Origin of the sequence: Lysinibacillus cavernae, assembly GCF_009724685.1 — a bacterium.
Taxonomy (GTDB): Bacteria; Bacillota; Bacilli; order Bacillales_A; family Planococcaceae; genus Lysinibacillus; species Lysinibacillus cavernae.
Genome location: NZ_WMEF01000010.1, coordinates 1 through 19,663, shown reverse-complemented (window position 1 = coordinate 19,663; position 19,663 = coordinate 1). Strand labels below are relative to the sequence as shown.

The window sequence follows — 19,663 nt, the reverse complement described above, 5'->3', positions numbered from 1 at the left end:
TAGTACTCAAGAAGTATGTGGAGGGCACAAAAATGAAAAAAAGAATCGGTTTATTATACGGCGGAAAGTCAGCGGAGCATGAGGTGTCATTATCGACAGCACGTGCAGTCACTGGAGCTTTGAATTTCGAGGAGTATGAAGTATATCCGATTTTCATTACATCTAATGGGGAATGGCGACGTGGTGAGCGTTTAGAAAAACCTGTAAATACAATAGAAGAATTACAATTTGGTGATAATACCATAATTTTAGAAAATAATATTACTGATTTTTTGATCGATGAAAATGGCAATGCTGTGCAGTTGGATGTTATTTTTCCATTGTTACATGGTACAAATGGTGAGGATGGAACTGTACAAGGTTTACTTGAGGTTCTAAATTTACCGTATGTAGGAAACGGTGTATTAGCATCTTCTGCTGGTATGGATAAAGTGGTAATGAAGCAATTATTTGAAATTGCAGGCTTACCACAAGTGCCCTATACGTACTTTATCCGTAGCGAGTGGAAGAATGAACAACAGGTGATCATTGAACGTTGTGAAGAAAGTTTGGGTTGGCCAATGTTTGTGAAGCCTGCAAACTTAGGATCAAGTGTTGGGATTAGCAAAGCAACAAACCGTGAAGAATTAGTAAAAGCGATTGAGGTTGCCTTGCAGTATGATCGTAAAATTGTAGTAGAGCAAGGTATTATTGCTCGTGAAGTTGAGCTAGCAGTGTTAGGCAATGACTACCCTGAAGTTTCTGTGCCAGGGGAAATTAAACCAGTCACTGAATTTTATGATTATGACTCTAAATATAAAGACGGCTCTACAGCACTTATTATTCCAGCCGAGCTACCTGGGGAAACTGTTTCAAGTTTGAAGGAACTGGCAAAGCGAGCATTTAAAGCGATAGATGGTAGCGGTTTAGTTCGTGCAGACTTTTTCGTAACAGCAGATAATAGTGTTTTTATTAATGAAGTGAATACAATGCCAGGTTTTACGCCTGTAAGTATGTATCCGCTATTATGGCAACATACCAATGTGAGCTATCCAGAGCTTATTGATCGTCTGATTTCATTAGCAATAGAACGTTATGAAGAAAAACAACAGCTTCACTATAAAAAAGACTGAGTGGGATTATTGTGAAAAAAACATTAAAACAATTGGCTACATGGTTAAAAGAGGATATGTCAGCTTTTGGTGACACCGTTGTATCAGGAATTTCCATTGATACAAGAACAATTCAACAAGGGGACCTATTTGTACCATTTCGTGGTGAGCAGACAAATGGGCATCAATATGTTGTTCAAGCCTTTGAGAAAGGTGCTGGAGCTTCTCTCTGGCAAAAAGACGAACCAAATCCGCCAGAAGGTTACCCGTTATTGTTTGTGGATGACCCAGAATTAGCTTTGCAGGAAATGGCAAGAGCCTATCGAAACGAACATAAGGCTAAATTTATTGGCATTACAGGTTCAAATGGGAAGACATCAACAAAGGATATTTTAGCGGGGACACTTGCCCCATTTTTTAAAGTACAAAAGACAATTGGGAACTTTAATAATCAGTTAGGGTTACCTATAACAGTTTTACAGCTCGATGAAGATACTGATGTGGCTGTCCTTGAGATGGGCATGAGTGGCTTTGGTGAAATTGAATTTTTAACTAAGCTTGCTCGTCCTCATATGACAGTTATTACAAATATAGGTGAGGCCCATATGCAGGATTTAGGGTCACGTGCTGGTATTGCAAAAGCAAAGTTTGAAATAGTAAAAGGGATGCAATCAGATGGACTATTATTCTTCGATGGGGATGAGCCACTTCTACAAGAGTTAGTCGCAAGGGAACAACACTTAAATGCAGTAGCATTCGGATTAGAGCCAGGTAATCTTTTATATGCTGAAAATATTCATGCAAATGCGGATGGTAGTAACTTCACTACGCACGGTATGATAGAGGGTGACTTCTTTATTTCAGTTCTTGGAAAGCATCAAGTGAAAAATACACTAGTTGCGATGTTAATTGCTCATAAGCTTGGTTTAAACAATGATCAAATTTGTACATCCTTAGAGCATGTGGTATTAACAGATATGAGGATGCAACAAGTACAGGGAACAAATGGTGCACTGTTTATTAACGATGCTTATAATGCAGCCCCAACCTCAGTTAAAGCGGCCATTCAATTTATGGCTACGTCAACTATTCGTCCTGAAAAATGGCTTGTGTTAGGAGATATGCTGGAGCTTGGACCAAATGAGCAAAGTTTCCACGAAGGGCTAGCAGAACATATAAATGAACATGAAATTGATTTTGTCTGCTTGTTCGGTCCTCGTATGGCGTATCTTTATGAAATCTTAAAAGAGCGTTTTAATGCAGAACATTTACTATATGTAGAAGATGATTATACGGCTATTATCGAAAAACTAAAACAAGCGAACGAATCAGCTATTATATTACTTAAAGGTTCGCGTGGTATGAAATTAGAGACAATCTTAAAAGCATTTACGTCACAGTAAGCAATGAATCGGTGGGAATAAAGCTCACCGATTTACTTATGTAGAGATATATTTGTTAAATGAGGTGAGGATGTTGTCAGTAGGTGTACTATGTATTCATGGATTTTCAGGTGGTCCTTATGAAGTTGAGCCATTTACAACATACTTGCGGGCACATACAGATTGGCTAATTGTAGAGCCGACATTGTCAGGGCATGGCGAAGAATTACATATGAGTGGTTTTACTGCGAAGCATTGGTTGATGGATGCTGAGCTAGCCTTTCGATCATTAGCTAAAAAAGTTGACGAAGTGATAGTCGTTGGTTTTTCGATGGGGGGAATCATTGCGTTATATTTAGCTAAACGCTATAAAGTAAAAAAGCTTGTATTACTTAGTGCTGCTGCGAAATATGTAAGCCCTAGGCAACTAGTAGAGGATTTCAAAATGCTAGCTACTGAGGCATATCACCGTAATTTGACTAATAACGAACTTTTTTTACGATATCATCACAAGTTTAACAATGTGCCACTAGCGTCAACGATTGAATTTATGAAGCTGGTTAGAATGGTGGAGCCATATTATCGACATATTCAAATTCCTGTATATATAGTGCAGGGGAAATTAGATGGGATAGTACCTTTTCACACAGCACAGTTTCTCTTTGATGAATTGGCCTCAGAAAATAAAGTTTTGTATTTTTCTGATAATGGAAAGCATCATATATGTTTTGATGAAGATTGCTCTCAATGGTTTCCACAGGTTTTGATGTTTTTAAAGGATGCTTAAAGTAGTCAGATTATTACGACTCATGCGTTATCGTTGCATACGATTTAAAGCCATGTTAGACTAGTGTAAGCAATGGATACATTTTGTGCGAAGACTCTTCATATTTGGTTGAAGAGTACTTTTTTTTGAACACAACGGTTTTATTCTAAAGTGAATAATTACGACAGAATCGAACCGCTCGGTAAAGACCGGGCTTTCCTTTTCATATAAGAGAGCTCTATATGAACCATCATGTAGAGAAAATTTTTAAGTATCGGAAACGTTCCACTACACAGGCTCGAATTTGCCGACAACTTCATCTGAAAATGTAACCATTTGTCAACTTAAAAGGAAAAAAAGGAGATTGAGAAGTTTGACAAATTTTTCAGAATTAAATATTAGCGAATCTACATTACGCTCAGTAAAGCGTATGGGATTTGAAGAAGCAACACCAATCCAAGAAGGTACTATTCGTTTTGCTATTGAAGGCCGTGACGTATTAGGTCAAGCGCAAACAGGTACTGGTAAAACTGCCGCTTTCGGGATTCCACTAATTGAAAAAATTGATCCAAAAAACCCTAATATCCAAGCGTTAGTCATTGCTCCAACTCGTGAGTTAGCAATTCAAGTTTCAGAAGAGCTATATAAAATTGGCTATGACAAACGCGTAAAATTACTATCAGTTTACGGTGGTCAAGAAATTGGCCGTCAAATTCGTGCACTGAAAAATAGACCTCAAATTATTGTTGGTACGCCAGGACGTATTATTGATCATATTAATCGTCGTACGTTAAAATTAGAAGATGTTCAAACATTGGTATTGGATGAAGCAGATGAAATGTTAAATATGGGCTTTATCGATGATATTAATTCTATCTTAGAAAACGTGCCTACTGAGCGACAAACATTACTGTTCTCAGCAACAATGCCACCAGCAATCCGTAAAATTGCAGAAACATTTATGCGTGATCCAGAAATTGTGAAAATTAAAGCGAAAGAATTAACAGTTGATAATATTGATCAATATTTTGTTAAGTCTGCTGAACGTGAAAAATTCGATGTTTTATCTCGTTTACTAAACGTTCACCAACCAGAGCTTGCTATTATTTTTGGTCGTACTAAGCGTCGCGTAGATGAGCTTGCACAGGCCCTATCTATTCGTGGCTACCTAGCTGAAGGTATTCATGGGGATTTAAGCCAAGCAAAACGTATCTCTGTATTACGTCAATTTAAAGAAAATAAAATCGATATCCTTGTTGCGACAGATGTAGCTGCTCGTGGACTTGATATTTCTGGTGTAACACACGTTTATAACTTCGATATTCCTCAAGACCCTGAATCTTATGTTCACCGTATCGGTCGTACAGGTCGTGCAGGTAAATCAGGTCTTGCAGTAACGTTTGTAACACCACGTGAAATGGGTTACTTACGTATCGTAGAAGAAACAACGAAAAAACGTATGACACCACTTCGTCCACCAACAACGGACGAAGCATTAGAAGGTCAACAACGTTTAGCTGTGGAATCACTTGAAGGTCTTATTGCTAATAACAATTTAGGTGATTACCGTACGCTAGCAGCAGAAGTGCTTGACAATCATGAGGCAATTGATGTTGTTGCAGCTGCTCTTCGCTCATTAACGAGAGAGCCAGATGATACACCTGTAACAATCACTGAGGAACGCCCATTACCAATGCGTCGTGAGCGTTCTAGTAGTAACCGTGGCAGTGGTGGTGATCGTGGACGTAGTAACCGTAGCTTTGGTGGACGTCGTGACAATGCTCGTAGTGGTGATCGTCGTAATAGTCGTCGAGATGGTGGACGCCGTGATGGAGGTCGCCGTGAAGGTGGACAAGGTGGCCAAGGTCGTTCTCGTTCTCCTCGACGCCACGAAGATTAATTTTAAACAAATACGCTTAACTTTATGTTTAAACCTTACAGTCATTGTGGCTGTAAGGTTTTTTTTCGGCTATAGTTGAAACAAAAGGGTGGGTGAATCCGTATAGATTTATTGAAGAAAAAGGGGGGAACGACAATGAGAGCTCAACCGGTTCATCAAATTTCTCGTAAAGGGTTAACTGTTTGGCGTTTGTATGGAGTCATACAAACATTGGTGCTACTAATTGTAGCGGGGCTAGTAAGCTATGGTACTTATTATTTTGAATGGCCATCTTTTATTTACTTCATAGCTGGTGCAGCTGTGGTACTAAGTGCAGTATTATCAGTCTTTATATTCCCAAAAATAAGATGGGAACGTTGGCGTTATGAGGTTCGTGAGCATGAAATCGAAGTACAGCATGGTTTATTTGTTGTGAAACGTACGTTAATACCAATGGTACGTGTTCAGCATGTTGATACGACACAGGGACCAATATTAAAAAAATATGACTTAGGTAATATTTCTATCTCAACAGCAGCAACTGTACATACGATTCCTGCACTTGTGATGGGCGAAGCAGATGTACTTCGTGCACGTATCTCTGATTTAGCAAGGGTGGCGGAAGATGATGTCTAAGGAAATTAATCGTTTACACCCAATATCAGCAGTTATTACGAGTGTAAAAGCTTTAAAAAGTATGATATTGCCAATTGCCATTATTATCATAACTAACGGTTTTAATTTTTCTTTGAATTTTCGTAGTGATCATTTTTTCGATACCATTTTACTTTTCGGTGTTTGGGGAGGTGCAGCACTTCTTGCACTGATTGGAGGCATCATAAAATGGAGGACATTTGTGTATTGGTTTGAGGATGGAGAATTACGTGTAAAGTATGGATTATTTGTTAAGAAGAAACGTTATATTCCTTTTGAACGTATTCAAAGCTTAAATTACAACGAGGGTATTTTTCACCGCATCTTTGGTTTAGTGAAAGTGCAGGTAGAAACTGCAGGGAGTAAGGGAGGCAAACCTGAGGTTGAACTTACAGCCATTCACAAATCCGCTGCAGATGTTATTGAATTAGAAATGCGCCGTGCTAAAAGTGAAGAAGTTCAGCAACAAGCCCATGAACAATCACAAGTGATAGAAGAATCAGTACCTACTCCAATGATTTATCATATGTCCATGCGTGATCTACTTATGTTAGCAACGACATCCGGTGGGATTGGTGTCGTGCTATCAGGTATTGCTGCTATCGCTTCACAGTTTTCTGATATTATCCCTTATGAAGAGGTTTTCCATGAGTTAGCTGTTTTTGTGAAAATCGGGGCTTTTTTAGTGGCCTTAACGGTGATGTTAATTTTAATTGTAGCTTGGGTTGTATCGGTGGTCATCACACTTATTAATTACTACGATTATACAGTCCGTATTGAAGAAGACAAACTGATTATCACAAAAGGTCTTTTAGAGAAAAAGCGCATTACTTTGCCATTGAATCGAATTCAGGCTATTCGTATTGTGGAAAACCCATTGCGTCAATTAACAGGCTTTTCTACGGTGGTCGTAGAAAGTGCTGGAGGAAACGGTGAAGATGGGAATGATAAAAAAATTACCTTGTTTCCACTCATTAAGAAACAGGATTGTATGCAAACATTGGAGCAGCTTTTCCCAGAGATGAATTGGAATCCTACATTTATTCGGTCCCCAAAAAGGGCAAGGCCGTTCTTCTATCGAATTGATTTTATTTGGCTAGTTCCTATTATTGGTGCATGTGGCTATTTCTTTTATCCATTCGGGTTATTGTCATTGCTATTAATTCCATTAACGATATTACTTGGTGTATGGCAACATAAAACAGCGGGTTATCAAATTGAAGGTAAGCAACTGGCTATGCAGTATCGTGTATTTAGCCGTATTACATTGATAATGGAGAAAAAACGAATACAATCTATTGGAAGCACGCAATCGTACTTTCAAAAAAGAAAGAATGTTATGTCTATGAAAGCAACAGTAATGTCTGGAGCAACTGGTACAACGGGAAGTGTATCGAGCCTAGATCAACAAGATGCCGAAGCGATTCTAACTTGGTATGAACACTGATTAATTAATAAGCTAATTCTTTCATTTTTTGGGAGAGTTAGCTTTTTTAACTATAAAAAAATGGAAATGCTGTTTATAATAAAATAAATAGAACAAAAGGGGTGGGGACTTTGTTTAAATATGACATTAGTGAAAGCGCTTATTTGAAGCTATTGGATTTGAGTGATGTAGATGAATTGTTTGCTTTGACTGACCGTTCAAGGGATACATTACGTGAATGGTTGCCTTTTGTAGATAGTGTTAAAACAGTGGAAGATACGGAGCAATTCGTAAAAAAGGCTATGCAACAGTATGCTGATAACAATGGCATCCAAACAGGGATTTACTATGATGGAAAGCTTGCAGGTGTGATTGGGTATCATCAAATCAACTGGCAACATAAATGGACAAGCATTGGTTACTGGTTAGGTAATGAGTTCGTGGGCAAGGGTCTCGTGACAAATTCAGTGAAAGCATTAATTGATTATGCCTTTAATTATTTGAAATTAAATCGTATTGAAGTACGTGTAGCAGTAGGGAATATTCGTAGCCGTACAATTCCAAAAGTATTGGGCTTTCACGAAGAAGGACGTTTAAGGGATGCGGAGTGGCTTTATGATCATCATGTTGACCAAGTTGTTTATGGATTAACAGCAGCCGAATGGAAAAAAATTAAGATGGCAAATGAGGCTACAGTGGTTTTATAGTAAGTGTCAATTTAGCGAAAAAAAGAGCAGCTCGTCGTGAGGCTGCTCCTTTTTAAAATATTATGGTTTACCCGCCATCTTTTGTTTACGCCAGCTTAAAATTCTTTTTGGATGTAAATAGATAAGTCCAAGAATGAATCCTGTTACTAAACCGCCTAAATGTGCATAGACATTCACGTTTGGTTGAAGAAAAGTCATGATGACACTGATGACGATGATTGGTAAAATGAGCTTACGAAGCATTGGCATTGTACGACGAGTATAGTAAACTAATGCCCCAAAAGCACCAAAAATTCCAAAAATAGCCCCACTTGCGCCAAGACTCGCATAACTACTATCATAGAAAATATAGGTTGCCATGTTGCCTACAATACCTGATACTAAATAAATTGTAATAAAGCGTGCTTTGCCTGCGATTTTTTCTAGCTCTGGTCCAAAGAGATATAATGAAAACATATTAAAAAACATATGCATAAATCCTGCATGTAAAAACATTGCAGAAAAGACACGCCACCATTCACCACTTTGAACCAGGAAATTTGCTTGGATTCCGTAATTCCACAAAAGTGTCCCTATGCCGGGTAAAAGAGACAATACATAGAGAATTAGATTTACTGCTATTAACGTTGAAACAATAGGGTAATACTTTGTATATTGCTTAAAATTTTCCGTTCTACTAAACATGGCTCCACCTCAATTTACAATTATTATACATGCCTTTTTGGAAATAGGTAAAGGAGAAGGTCACATGATTAAAGGAATTGGTCTCGATATTGTAGAAATAGACCGTATTGCAAAAGCCATGAAACGTACAGATAAATTTAAAGACCGCATTTTAACTACAAGAGAGAAAAAAATATTTGCCGGCTATACAGAAACTCGTAAAATAGAATTTTTGGCAGGGCGATTTGCTGCTAAAGAAGCATTTTCGAAAGCGATGGGAACTGGCATTGGAGAACAATGTAAGCTTCATGATATGGAGATACTAAGAGGAGAGGCTGGGAATCCTGTATTATATTTTAAGGAAGAGCTTGTCAATGGATTTGTTAGTATTACTCATTCCAAGCAATATGCAGCTGCTCAAGTAATATTATTAGAATAATGCTTAACTTGTCTAAAAGGTTGGCTTGTAAATTTAAATATATTGCCCTTTCTTCAAATGACATAACTGACAAATACGGTTCATATATTGTCGTAGTGGATTTGAAAGAAGAAAGGGTGAAAGCGTGGGCAACCGTATAGTTAAATGGCTCGTCTTACTTTGTACGATATTACTTCTGTCGGCATGTGGTGCAGCCTCACAGGAAAAAGTGTTAAAGAAAGTGAATGGTAAATGGGCAGAGACAAATGGCTATGAGTTAAATGCAACGATGGAGATTAAATCTGGCGGGGAGCCAAGAAATTATGATGTTACAGTATGGCATACAAAACCTGATTTCTATCGTGTAGAAGTAATGGAAAGTGGTAAAGATGTTTCGCAAATGATTGTGCGTAATGCTGATGGCGTTTTTGTTGTAACACCGACATTAAACAAAATGTATAAATTCCAAAGCGATTGGCCAAAGAAAAATAGTCAGGCATATTTAATTGGAGCTCTAGCAGAAGATTTAGCGGAAGATAAAAATCTTGTCATGAAAGAAGAAGAAAAAGCATATATATTTGAAGCGGCTACTAGAAATAGCTATAAAAATAGTATGCCACATCAGGTAATTACAGTAGATAAGAAAACTTTATTGCCAACCTCTGTAGTCATTATGAATGATGTAAAAGAAGAACAAATTCGAATTACATTTAAGAAAATTAAATTAGGTGTGCAACATGCTGCAAAAGAGTATGCTGTTGAGCAATTTACAGATAAAGATAGCACTAAAGGTGAACAAGCTACACCAGCTGACAAAGAGGGGCAAGAAGAAAAAGACGACAAAGAAGCAGTTGGTGCAGAGGTAGAATATCAAGAATTCCAAACAAGCTATCCTGTAGTAAACTGGGCACAATTGGCTAATGAAAAAGTTGTGCAGGAAGGCGGAATGGAACGTGTTATCTTAACATTCGATGGGGAAAAGGCATTTACAGTCATGCAGCAACCTGTAACCAAAGAAAACACGATGTTACCAGTAGCATCACCTGGTGATCCAGTTGACTTAGGCTTTACAATTGGAGCTATTACAGATACATCGGTTAGTTGGGAAAAAGACGGTGTTGAATTCTTTGTAGCTTCAAGTAAATTAACGCGAGAAGAAATGATTGAAGTGGCGACGTCTATGACGATAGGTAGTATGAAGTAACTTTTCTAGCTACAGCTTTCTTGAATAGGAAAGCTGTAGCTTATTGACAATAACAAATAGCTCCCAACTGTTTAGAAAATGTTAAGTTAATTCCTTTAAAGTGAGGGTTCAAACAAATAGAAAGTTTGAATGTACAAGTAGTAGAAAAATGAAATGTATGTAATACATAATGTTTTAATTAAAAATAAAGAGGGTATTCTTATGAAGACACAGCAGTATTTTCGACCAACCAAAGCTATGATAGACTTACAAGCTATCCATCAAAACGTTAAAAATTTAAAAGAGTTTTTACAACCTAATGTTCAAATTATTGCTGTAGTAAAGGCAAATGCGTACGGTCATGGAGATGTAGCTGTTGCACAGGCAGCTCTTGAGGCTGGTGCCACAATACTTGCGGTGGCAACACCCGATGAAGCATTACATATTCGAGCACATTTTGAAGAACCAGACATACTAATATTAGGTGCATCTCCAATTTCATTTGCTCCTTATGCAGCACAACAACGTATTATTCTTACAGCGTTTGCTGTTGATTGGATTCAGCAAGCAGCGCCTCTTTTAGCGAATGAAACACTTCCTTTACGGTTACATATTAAAGTAGATAGTGGGATGGGGAGAATAGGCATTCGCTCAGAGCGAGAATTATTAGAGATATACCAAACAATACAGTCTACGGATCATGTGGAACTAGATGGACTATTTACTCACTTTGCGACAGCAGATGATGAAGATACAACACATTTTAATCAGCAAGTACAGTTTTTTGAAAACTGTTTATCAGTAATGCCGTTTAAACCAAGACTTGTCCATGCATCTAATACAGCAGCATCCTTAGTAAAGGACCCACACTTACAATATGATGCTGTTAGATATGGAATTTCAATGTATGGATTATCACCATCTCCATACGTGGAAAGTATTTTACCATTTCCACTACAGCCTGCGTTCTCACTTGAAAGTGAACTTGTTCATGTGAAACAAATAAAATCAGGAGATTCAGTTGGCTATGGTGCTACGTATGTTGCTCCAACTGATATGTGGATTGGAACGATTCCAATAGGCTATGCGGATGGTGTTATTCGTAAGTTAGGTGGACAAGAGGTATTAGTTGATGGACAAAGAATACCGATTGTTGGACGAATTTGTATGGACCAATGTATGGTTGCGCTACCAAAAGCATATGCTATAGGTGAGAAGGTAACACTCATTGGCCAACAAGGACAGAATATGATTTCCATTAATGAATGGGCAACTAAGCTTGAAACAATTAATTACGAAGTACCATGCATTATAACAGCAAGAGTTCCTAGAATATACTTTTAATTGACCGTCATTAGAAATAGTTTCTTATATGTAGTATTCATTCTCTAAATAGCTTTCAATGTAGTGTAATGAGCAAACATTTCAAAATAAATAATTGAATTTGGATAATAAATTAGCTCTGGAGATCTTATTTCTTTCCCAAACGATAAATGGCTCATAGATGGAAACGCATTGCAATAATAATTATTCAGCATATACCTTCGACAACCAACATATTTTTACAATCTGTACTTCAAATTGTCAGATATTTTGTCATTTCATGTCTTTTCAACAATATCTTTCAATGATAGAATGGGAAGTAATGAAAAAGTGTATGGTTCCGTTGGAGGTGCTTGCTGTGTACGAGAAAACGTTAAGAGAAGCTACAATTGCTGTTCAAGACAGACTATTTCTACAGACAAAGGAAGTAATTGAAGGTGAATCTTTTGTGCGTGTTTTGGCGCGCAAAAATTTAATGCAGGAGCAACCAAATCAAATACGGGAAGCTATGATTAAAGGATATGTTGAAATGTCTCATATTAATTTAATGATTGCGAGTGAATGCTTGCATGCAGAATATGAAGCACAGCATATGGTGGAGCGTCTCGTTAGCGGGGGATGACACTTTGAATGTAAAACGTGGTGACGTTTTTTTTGCAGACTTATCACCGGTAATAGGTTCTGAACAAGGAGGCACTAGACCGGTGCTGATTATTCAAAATGATATTGGCAATCGATTTAGTCCGACTGTCATCATCGCAGCTATCACTGCACAGATTCAAAAAGCAAAGTTACCGACACACGTTGAAATCAATGCTGAAAAGTATGGTTTTGAACGTGATTCGGTTATTTTGCTAGAACAGGTGCGTACAATTGATAAGTCAAGATTGACAGATCGTATTACGCAACTTGATCATGCTGTGATGGAAAAAGTCGATGGTGCGCTGATGATTAGTTTAGGTCTAGTTAAATTTTGATATACATATGTGTATAGAAGCATCGAGATTATGATATCTCGATGCTTTTTTTGTACTATATCCTCAAATACTTCTTTACCATAATTTGAATTTACTATTTATAAATGGTACAAAAAGCTTTAAGATATACTAAAGATTTTTTAAAAAATAGATTTTTGAAAAAATTCTTAAAAGGTATATGAAAATTTACATAGAATATTTCCTTTATAGAGGCTATAAGTTTAAATTAGGTCAAGCAGGTCGAACTAAAGTGTAAGAGTATATCTCCGTGAGGAAATGGAGGGACGGCAGTGACATGTAAGTCTTCGGTTGAAATTATTACAGAGTGGGATATTGTTGCAGCAAGACAACTGGGGCGCAATGAAGCAAAAGCACTTGGATTTGACACTGTTGATCAAGCTCGCATAACCACAGCGATTAGTGAATTAGCGCGAAATATATATTTATATGCAAGTATAGGCATGATTCAAATTGAAAGGGTTGAGACAATTACTGAAAAGAAAATAGTTGTTGTAGCTTCCGATCAAGGACCGGGTATTAAAGATGTCCGCAAAGTTATGGAGGATGGTTATTCTACTTCTGGAGGGTTAGGTGCTGGTTTACCAGGCGTTAAGCGATTGATGGACAGCTTAGATATTCATTCTGTGATTGGGGTGGGTACAACAATAAGGGCGGAAAAAAGCTTGCGTTAGGACGTGAAGAAATTGAAACAATTAGAATCTCAGTATACCAAGATATTATCAGATTATATGGTCAATCAAACTGAAAAGAATTTATATATCGCTCAAAATTTCACACGTCAGTTAATACAAAAAAGTATATCCCCAGAGGATGTTGTTAGTATTCATAAAAATGCTGTTGAGCAAATATTTCCTGATCAAATGAGTGAAGCTCAGCCGGCATATGATTTTCTTATTGAAGTAATGGTTCATTATGGTATGGCGCATAGAGAACATCAAAGCTTACTTCAAAAACAAGCTGAATATGAGATGGAAATGAACATTGCGACAAACATTCAAAAAACTTTATTGAAAACATATGTACCGCAGCTACAAAGTATTGATATAGGAAAGATTTCTGTTCCTATTCGTAAAATGAATGGAGATTATGTACATTTTTTTCATGATGGAGAAGACTATTTAAGTGTGGCTGTGACAGATGTTGTGGGTAAGGGAGTTCCTGCTGCTTTATGTATGTCGATGGTGAAATATGGACTTGAAACATTGGCATATGCATATAAAGATCCTTCCTATGTTTTAGAAGTCATCAATAGGGTAATTGAAAAAGGTGTGGATGATAGTATGTTTGTATCTATGTTTTATGGATGCCTAAATGTAAAGCAGAACATCTTTTCCTATGCTTCCGCAGGTCATGAGCCAGCCTTACATTATAGAGCAAAGGTTGATCAATTCTTTCCTGTAGAAGCTAAAGGCTTATTACTTGGTGTACTGCCTGAAACAAGCTATTCGTTCCATGAAATTGTTTTAGAAGAAAATGATATGATTATTATGATGACCGATGGGGTGACAGAATTTAGAGCACAGAATGACTTAAATTCCCGGGAAGTTATCACAGCTTTAATTAAAGCAAATAGACATTTAACAGCTCAACAATTGTGCCAACTGCTTTATAAGGAAATAGAAAAAGTGCAGAATTTTAAACTATCTGATGATTTTACTGTAGTTATTTTAAAAAAGTAGGTTTACGTTTCAATTGATCTGGGTATAGAAAATAGTCTAACAAATATGGTGGAGGTGTGCTATATGGACGTAACAATACATTTTAAAGAAATTAATCATAAATTATTTGGCTTTGTTGAGGGTGAAATTGACACATTTACTGCATCTGGATTACGAGAGGAATTAGAAGCTGTAAAGATTACAGAAGGATTAGAAATTGAACTTGATTTATCAAAGGTAAATTATATGGATAGTACAGGTCTTGGGATTTTTGTTGCTTTTTATAAAAGAGCATTACGTGAAAATGGCAAAGTAAAGCTGGTTGGTTTATCGAATAGATTACAACGATTGTTTGAAATTACTGGGCTAAGTGATTTGATGGATATCGAAACTGATAAAAAGGTGGAATTAAGATAATGAAGGAATTTGACTATATTGAAATTAGAGTTCCTGCTAAACCGCAATATGTCAGTGTTATTCGGTTAACTGTCTCAGGCTTAGCTAGTAGGATTGGCTTTAATTATGATGATATCGAAGACTTAAAAATTGCAGCAAGTGAGGCTGTGACAAATGTTGTGCACCATGCTTATAAAGACGAAGAAGAAGGTGAAATTGTCATTGGGTGTGCGTTGTATGACAATAAGATGGAAATGATGATTGCGGATTATGGCAATAGCTTTAATTTTGAAGAAATCAAGTCTAAGATTGGACCGTATCATCCTGAGGAAAGTATTGCAGGGCTAAGAGAAGGTGGTTTGGGACTTTATTTAATGGAAACTTTGATGGATGAGGTGATGATCAATAACGATGGTGGCGTAACTGTCTTCATGACAAAGTATGTCACTAGGGAGCAGGTGGAAAAAAATGTCGAAAGAATCACTACATAAATCTTCATCAAAGGAAGATGTACTAAAGTGGATTGAATTGTACCAGTCAACGGAGGATGATGAAGCACAAACCAACTTAGTGATTCATTATCGATATCTAGTTGAGTCAATAGCTCGTAAATATTCGAATGGTAAATCTTATTATGATGATATTGTTCAAGTAGGGATGCTAGGATTGTTAGGTGCAATCAGACGTTTTGATCCAAATGTTGGTCGAAGTTTTGAAGCATTTGCCGTGCCGACAATAGTTGGAGAAATTAAGCGTTTTTTACGTGATAAAACATGGGATGTTCATGTGCCTAGACGGATAAAAGAAATTGGACCGAGAATCAAAGTAACGGTGGAGGCGCTGACAATTGAACTGCAGCGTTCTCCATCCATTAAAGATATTGCTGAACGATTAGAAGTAGCAGAGGAAGAGGTATTAGAAGCTATGGAGATGAGCCGTAGTTATCAGGCTCTTTCTATGGATCATTCGATAGAGTCAGATTCAGATGGTAGTACAGTCACGTTATTTGATATTTTGGGTAGAGAAGACGATGGCTATGAAATGACCAATAAACGAATGATTGTTTCAGATGCAATGGTTGTGTTGAATGAGAGAGAAAAACAAATTATTCAGCTTACATATTTAGAGCAACTTAGTCAAAAAGAAGCTGGAGAACGATTAGGAATTTCTCAAATGCATGTATCTAGAATACAAAGGAAAGCAATAAAGAAATTACAAGAGGCTATTCTAGCAAGTGGCGGTGTTTCGCTCTAAGCTTGACAGTTCAAATGTATTAAATGAATGAAAATAGTTTACTCATAGTCGTCTGAGTAGACTATTTTTTTGCATTTTTAGTAAAGTGTAATGGTAAAATGAAAAGAAAAAGGTAGTGATGATGTGGAACAAAAACAGATGTTACAGCTCATTGCAAAGGATGTAGCAGTCAAACCAGGGCAAGCAGATGCTGTTATTAAATTATTAGAAGAGGGAAATACGGTACCATTTATTGCACGTTATCGAAAAGAAGTTACTGGCTCTCTCGATGAGGTGCAAATTAAAGCTGTAGAGGATCGTTATCACTACATACAGCAACTTGAACAACGTAAAGAAGAGGTTATTCGATTAATTCAAGAGCAAGAAAAACTTACTCCAGAATTAGAAAAATCCATTCTTTCTGCAACAGTCTTACAACGTGTAGAAGATTTATATAGACCCTATAAGCAAAAACGACGTACAAAGGCAACGATTGCAAAAGAAAAAGGATTAGAACCTCTTGCAGATCTTCTATTAGCATATAGTAATGACACATTAGAGCAATTAGCAATTGGTTTTGTGGATAATGTACAAGTTGCTAATACCGAGGAAGCGCTAATGGGAGCACGAGATATTTTAGCAGAACGTTTTGCTGACGATGCCGCTATCCGTGAAAAAATTCGTGCCTATTCATGGAAAGATGGCGTACTTGTCACACATGTAAAAAATGCAGAAATCGATGAGAAAAATGTTTTTGAAATGTATTACGAGTATGAGGAGCCTGTTAGTCGCATTGTTCCACATCGTATCTTAGCGGTAAACCGAGGGGAAAAAGAAGAAGTTCTAAAAGTTTCAATTCATGTACCCGTGGAACGAGTATTAATGATTATGTGGAAGGAATGGATACCTGCAACTGGCTCGTCTCCTGCTATTGCAGAAGTGAAACTGGCGATCGAGGATTCGTACAAACGTTTAATTCAGCCTTCCATTGAAAGAGAATTACGAAACGAGCTAACAGATAAAGCTGAGACACAGGCTATTCATATTTTCTCTGAAAATTTACGTAATCTATTACTACAGCCACCTATGAAAGGTAAATATGTACTGGGGGTTGATCCGGCTTACCGTACAGGTTGTAAGCTTGCCGTTGTGGATGAGACTGGGAAAATGCTTGAGGTTACAGCTATTTACCCACACCCTCCTAAACCAGATGTGGCAAAATCAAAAGCTGCTGTAAAAGGAATTTTAGCCAAATATCCAATAAGTATAATTGCAATCGGTAACGGAACAGCATCCCGTGAAACAGAACAGTTTATTGCTGATGTGTTGAATGAGCTTACTACTGACGTAGCTTATGTTATTGTCAACGAAGCAGGAGCATCTGTATACTCCGCTTCTGATGTTGCACGTGCAGAATTCCCTGATTTACAAGTTGAGCAACGCAGTGCTGTCTCCATTGCACGCCGCTTACAGGATCCTTTATCGGAGTTAGTGAAAATTGAACCTAAAGCGGTTGGGGTAGGTCAGTATCAGCATGATGTATCTCAGAAAAAATTGAATGAATCACTAACTTTTATAGTAGAAACAGCTGTTAACCAAGTAGGGGTGGATGTAAATACTGCTTCCTCTTCTCTCTTACAATACGTTTCTGGTTTATCAAAAACGGTTGCTGAGAATATCGTGAAGATGCGAGAAGAAAATGGTCAATTTACAACCCGTGCGCAATTAAAGAAGATTCCAAGGCTGGGTGCTAAAACTTATGAACAAGCTATTGGTTTTTTACGTGTTCCTGAAGCAAAAAATTTATTTGATGCTACAGGTATTCACCCTGAGAGCTACAATCTTGCTGAACAAATATTAGCAGAGGCACAAATTGATAAAAAAGAGTTAGGAACACAGAAAGCAGAAGAAGCAATTGCAACCTTAGATATTAAAAATTTAAGTGATGTACTTAGCGTAGGTGTTGTGACGATTCAAGATATTGTGGATACTTTAATGAAACCAAGTCGTGACCCACGAGATGCCTTCCCACAACCTTTGCTTAAAACCGATGTATTAAAAATGGAAGATTTAAAAGTAGGTATGGAACTCCAGGGAACAGTTAGAAATGTAGTAGATTTCGGAGCATTTGTTGATGTTGGTGTGAAACAAGACGGGCTTGTGCATATTTCTAAATTACAAAATAAACGTATTAAACATCCATTAGAAGTTGTTGCGCTAGGCGATATTGTAACTGTATGGGTAGAACAAATAGATGTAAATAAAGGACGTATTTCTTTAACGATGCTTCCACCTAAAAATCAAACATTAGATTAAGTAATAAATTTTTACCACACTGTCTATACTACGCAGTGTGGTATTCTTGTTGTTAGAGGTGATTAGTATGGACAATGAGGAATTACAACAGCTTGTTCTTCGCTTATCTTTAGAAAGCTTTCAAAAACCTTTTCAGCATCAAGCCTACTTTAATGGTAGATTACGTTCAACTGGCGGACGTTATCTTTTACAATCTCACAATATAGAGATTAATCCCAAAGCCTATGAGTTATATGGCTTTAGAGAAATCGAAGGTATAGTTTTGCATGAGTTATGCCATTATCATTTACATATCGAAGGTAAAGGGTATCAACACCGAGATAAGGATTTTCGAGAATTATTAAGAAAAGTAAATGCACCTCGATTTTGCTCGATTTTACAATCCCCTAAAGTCACAACAAAAAGACGCCACCGCCGTTATACTTATACTTGTGTCAATTGCCTACAATTATATAAACGAAAAATAAAGATGAATGTTGAAAAGTATTGCTGTAGTAAGTGTCTGGGGAAGTTAAAGTTATTGGAGTAAAAAAAATAAAAAAATAGTTGACGTTTTATTGAGTTGTCCCTATAATAGTAAAAGTCGACAAGATAACGACGACAATATAACACATGTTATTCCGAAGTAGCTCAGTTGGTAGTAGCACCTGACTGTTAATCAGGTTGTCGCAGGTTCGAGTCCTGCCTTCGGAGCCATGGCCCCTTGGTCAAGTGGTTAAGACACCGCCCTTTCACGGCGGTAACACGGGTTCGAATCCCGTAGGGGTCATTTCTTTAAATTTTAATTTTCAATAATATTGGTCCCGTGGTGTAGCGGTTAACATGCCTGCCTGTCACGCAGGAGATCGCCGGTTCGATCCCGGTCGGGACCGCCACTTATTGGGGTATAGCCAAGCGGTAAGGCAACGGATTTTGATTCCGTCATGCCTAGGTTCGAATCCTAGTACCCCAGCCATTCATTTCTTAATTTGAGCCATTAGCTCAGTTGGTAGAGCATCTGACTTTTAATCAGAGGGTCGAAGGTTCGAGTCCTTCATGGCTCATCTTGTTTTAAGAAAAAAGGTTGACTTTTTAGATTATCATAGTATAATGAAAAAGTTACTGATTGAAGCGGTCGTGGCGGAATGGCAGACGCGCTAGGTTGAGGGCCTAGTGGGGGCAACCCCGTGGAGGTTCAAATCCTCTCGGCCGCACCAAGTCAAAAAAATTTATATGCGCCCGTAGCTCAATTGGATAGAGCGTCTGACTACGGATCAGAAGGTTGTGGGTTCGACTCCTGCCGGGCGCGCCAATTCAAATATATTCGCGGGTGTAGTTTAATGGTAAAACCTCAGCCTTCCAAGCTGATGTCGTGAGTTCGATTCTCATCACCCGCTCCAAAAAAAGTGTTGACAGCCTTTTGGTTGTATGATATTATGAAATAGTTGTCTGAAAGGACAACATTATGAACCTTGAAAACTGAACAAGCAAAACGTAATCAATAAAGTTTTTAGTAACTAGCTTCGCTAGTGAACGAAACAAAATTTTGGACATCAAAATTGATGCCAGCAAAACAATTTGAGCTAATCAA

The 19,663-nt window shown here is 37.6% G+C and carries 20 protein-coding genes and 8 tRNA genes; 27 read left to right on the top strand and 1 reads right to left on the bottom strand.

Annotated features, from left to right (window positions below; genetic code table 11):
- Nucleotides 1-32 precede the first annotated feature (32 nt).
- From GJU32_RS17475 to GJU32_RS17445, 7 genes are all read left to right on the top strand, one after another.
- Nucleotides 33-1,112, top strand: coding sequence for a D-alanine--D-alanine ligase (locus GJU32_RS17475; RefSeq protein ID WP_155593207.1), 1,080 nt, complete (start codon nucleotides 33-35; stop codon nucleotides 1,110-1,112).
- Between the two features lie 11 nt (nucleotides 1,113-1,123).
- Nucleotides 1,124-2,494, top strand: a complete 1,371-nt coding sequence (locus GJU32_RS17470; protein ID WP_155593206.1) for a UDP-N-acetylmuramoyl-tripeptide--D-alanyl-D-alanine ligase — start codon at nucleotides 1,124-1,126, stop codon at nucleotides 2,492-2,494.
- A gap of 73 nt (nucleotides 2,495-2,567) precedes the next feature.
- Complete coding sequence (locus GJU32_RS17465; protein ID WP_155593205.1) at nucleotides 2,568-3,260, top strand: alpha/beta hydrolase; 693 nt, start codon at nucleotides 2,568-2,570, stop codon at nucleotides 3,258-3,260.
- A 352-nt stretch (nucleotides 3,261-3,612) separates the two neighbouring features.
- A complete protein-coding gene (cshA, locus tag GJU32_RS17460) occupies nucleotides 3,613-5,139 on the top strand; it encodes a degradosome RNA helicase CshA (RefSeq protein WP_155593204.1) in 1,527 nt (508 codons plus the stop codon).
- A 135-nt stretch (nucleotides 5,140-5,274) separates the two neighbouring features.
- Complete coding sequence (locus GJU32_RS17455) at nucleotides 5,275-5,754, top strand: PH domain-containing protein (protein WP_155593203.1); 480 nt, start codon at nucleotides 5,275-5,277, stop codon at nucleotides 5,752-5,754.
- Entirely contained in the window at nucleotides 5,747-7,219 is a 1,473-nt protein-coding gene (locus GJU32_RS17450; protein WP_155593202.1) for a PH domain-containing protein, read from the top strand. The genes GJU32_RS17455 and GJU32_RS17450 overlap by 8 nt, the downstream gene beginning before the upstream one ends.
- Nucleotides 7,220-7,329: 110 nt before the next feature.
- Nucleotides 7,330-7,905: a GNAT family N-acetyltransferase gene (locus tag GJU32_RS17445; protein ID WP_155593201.1), complete on the top strand. Its 576-nt coding sequence runs from the start codon at nucleotides 7,330-7,332 to the stop codon at nucleotides 7,903-7,905.
- A 60-nt stretch (nucleotides 7,906-7,965) separates the two neighbouring features.
- Here the strand turns inward: GJU32_RS17445 and GJU32_RS17440 are convergent, their stop codons facing one another.
- Nucleotides 7,966-8,589: a rhomboid family intramembrane serine protease gene (locus GJU32_RS17440; RefSeq protein ID WP_155593200.1), complete on the bottom strand. Its 624-nt coding sequence runs from the start codon at nucleotides 8,587-8,589 to the stop codon at nucleotides 7,966-7,968.
- 64 nt (nucleotides 8,590-8,653) lie between these two features.
- Between GJU32_RS17440 and acpS the strand changes: the two genes are divergently transcribed.
- From acpS to GJU32_RS17340, 20 genes are all read left to right on the top strand, one after another.
- Nucleotides 8,654-9,007 (top strand): holo-ACP synthase, encoded by a 354-nt coding sequence (gene acpS, locus GJU32_RS17435; RefSeq protein WP_155593199.1) that lies wholly within the window; start codon nucleotides 8,654-8,656, stop codon nucleotides 9,005-9,007.
- Nucleotides 9,008-9,131: 124 nt separating this feature from the next.
- Nucleotides 9,132-10,190, top strand: a complete 1,059-nt coding sequence (locus GJU32_RS17430) for a LolA family protein (protein ID WP_155593198.1) — start codon at nucleotides 9,132-9,134, stop codon at nucleotides 10,188-10,190.
- Nucleotides 10,191-10,391: 201 nt separating this feature from the next.
- On the top strand, nucleotides 10,392-11,513 hold the full coding sequence (gene alr, locus GJU32_RS17425) for an alanine racemase (RefSeq protein WP_155593197.1): 1,122 nt from the start codon (nucleotides 10,392-10,394) through the stop codon (nucleotides 11,511-11,513).
- A 313-nt stretch (nucleotides 11,514-11,826) separates the two neighbouring features.
- Nucleotides 11,827-12,114 carry a hypothetical protein gene (locus GJU32_RS17420; protein ID WP_196426733.1) on the top strand — a complete coding sequence of 96 codons (288 nt, stop codon included), beginning with the start codon at nucleotides 11,827-11,829 and terminating at the stop codon, nucleotides 12,112-12,114.
- Between the two features lie 4 nt (nucleotides 12,115-12,118).
- Complete coding sequence (locus GJU32_RS17415; protein ID WP_004232054.1) at nucleotides 12,119-12,469, top strand: type II toxin-antitoxin system PemK/MazF family toxin; 351 nt, start codon at nucleotides 12,119-12,121, stop codon at nucleotides 12,467-12,469.
- A 290-nt stretch (nucleotides 12,470-12,759) separates the two neighbouring features.
- Nucleotides 12,760-13,161 carry an anti-sigma regulatory factor gene (locus tag GJU32_RS17410; protein ID WP_155593195.1) on the top strand — a complete coding sequence of 134 codons (402 nt, stop codon included), beginning with the start codon at nucleotides 12,760-12,762 and terminating at the stop codon, nucleotides 13,159-13,161.
- A 57-nt stretch (nucleotides 13,162-13,218) separates the two neighbouring features.
- Nucleotides 13,219-14,169, top strand: coding sequence for a PP2C family protein-serine/threonine phosphatase (locus tag GJU32_RS17405; RefSeq protein WP_230875087.1), 951 nt, complete (start codon nucleotides 13,219-13,221; stop codon nucleotides 14,167-14,169).
- Between the two features lie 63 nt (nucleotides 14,170-14,232).
- Nucleotides 14,233-14,565, top strand: a complete 333-nt coding sequence (locus GJU32_RS17400; RefSeq protein WP_155593193.1) for an STAS domain-containing protein — start codon at nucleotides 14,233-14,235, stop codon at nucleotides 14,563-14,565.
- The gene (rsbW, locus tag GJU32_RS17395) at nucleotides 14,565-15,035 is read left to right on the top strand and encodes an anti-sigma B factor RsbW (protein WP_155593192.1); all 471 of its coding nucleotides are present in this window, start codon (nucleotides 14,565-14,567) and stop codon (nucleotides 15,033-15,035) included. The genes GJU32_RS17400 and rsbW overlap by 1 nt, the downstream gene beginning before the upstream one ends.
- Nucleotides 15,013-15,798: an RNA polymerase sigma factor SigB gene (gene sigB / locus GJU32_RS17390; RefSeq protein ID WP_155593191.1), complete on the top strand. Its 786-nt coding sequence runs from the start codon at nucleotides 15,013-15,015 to the stop codon at nucleotides 15,796-15,798. Before rsbW ends, sigB begins: the two co-directional genes overlap by 23 nt.
- 123 nt (nucleotides 15,799-15,921) lie before the next feature.
- On the top strand, nucleotides 15,922-18,093 hold the full coding sequence (locus GJU32_RS17385) for a Tex family protein (protein WP_155593190.1): 2,172 nt from the start codon (nucleotides 15,922-15,924) through the stop codon (nucleotides 18,091-18,093).
- Nucleotides 18,094-18,160: 67 nt separating this feature from the next.
- The gene (locus GJU32_RS17380; RefSeq protein WP_155593189.1) at nucleotides 18,161-18,622 is read left to right on the top strand and encodes a SprT family protein; all 462 of its coding nucleotides are present in this window, start codon (nucleotides 18,161-18,163) and stop codon (nucleotides 18,620-18,622) included.
- A 90-nt stretch (nucleotides 18,623-18,712) separates the two neighbouring features.
- Nucleotides 18,713-18,789, top strand: a tRNA-Asn gene (locus GJU32_RS17375).
- Nucleotide 18,790: 1 nt separating this feature from the next.
- A tRNA-Glu gene (locus tag GJU32_RS17370) sits at nucleotides 18,791-18,862 on the top strand.
- A 30-nt stretch (nucleotides 18,863-18,892) separates the two neighbouring features.
- A tRNA-Asp gene (locus GJU32_RS17365) sits at nucleotides 18,893-18,968 on the top strand.
- A gap of 5 nt (nucleotides 18,969-18,973) precedes the next feature.
- Nucleotides 18,974-19,048: transfer RNA gene (locus GJU32_RS17360), tRNA-Gln, on the top strand.
- A gap of 15 nt (nucleotides 19,049-19,063) precedes the next feature.
- Nucleotides 19,064-19,136 (top strand) — tRNA-Lys (locus tag GJU32_RS17355).
- Nucleotides 19,137-19,203: 67 nt separating this feature from the next.
- A tRNA-Leu gene (locus GJU32_RS17350) sits at nucleotides 19,204-19,289 on the top strand.
- 18 nt (nucleotides 19,290-19,307) lie between these two features.
- Nucleotides 19,308-19,384: transfer RNA gene (locus GJU32_RS17345), tRNA-Arg, on the top strand.
- 14 nt (nucleotides 19,385-19,398) lie between these two features.
- Nucleotides 19,399-19,472: transfer RNA gene (locus tag GJU32_RS17340), tRNA-Gly, on the top strand.
- Nucleotides 19,473-19,663: the final 191 nt, after the last annotated feature.

Coding starts and splice junctions, on each gene's coding strand:
- GJU32_RS17455 (WP_155593203.1), top strand. CDS start 5,275: ATGAGAGCTCAACCGGTTCATCAAATTTCTCGTAAAGGGTTAACTGTT.
- alr (WP_155593197.1), top strand. CDS start 10,392: ATGAAGACACAGCAGTATTTTCGACCAACCAAAGCTATGATAGACTTA.
- GJU32_RS17380 (WP_155593189.1), top strand. CDS start 18,161: ATGGACAATGAGGAATTACAACAGCTTGTTCTTCGCTTATCTTTAGAA.
- sigB (WP_155593191.1), top strand. CDS start 15,013: ATGTCGAAAGAATCACTACATAAATCTTCATCAAAGGAAGATGTACTA.
- rsbW (WP_155593192.1), top strand. CDS start 14,565: ATGAAGGAATTTGACTATATTGAAATTAGAGTTCCTGCTAAACCGCAA.
- GJU32_RS17440 (WP_155593200.1), bottom strand. CDS start 8,589: ATGTTTAGTAGAACGGAAAATTTTAAGCAATATACAAAGTATTACCCT.
- acpS (WP_155593199.1), top strand. CDS start 8,654: ATGATTAAAGGAATTGGTCTCGATATTGTAGAAATAGACCGTATTGCA.
- GJU32_RS17400 (WP_155593193.1), top strand. CDS start 14,233: ATGGACGTAACAATACATTTTAAAGAAATTAATCATAAATTATTTGGC.
- GJU32_RS17405 (WP_230875087.1), top strand. CDS start 13,219: ATGGTCAATCAAACTGAAAAGAATTTATATATCGCTCAAAATTTCACA.
- GJU32_RS17450 (WP_155593202.1), top strand. CDS start 5,747: ATGTCTAAGGAAATTAATCGTTTACACCCAATATCAGCAGTTATTACG.
- GJU32_RS17420 (WP_196426733.1), top strand. CDS start 11,827: ATGGTTCCGTTGGAGGTGCTTGCTGTGTACGAGAAAACGTTAAGAGAA.
- GJU32_RS17475 (WP_155593207.1), top strand. CDS start 33: ATGAAAAAAAGAATCGGTTTATTATACGGCGGAAAGTCAGCGGAGCAT.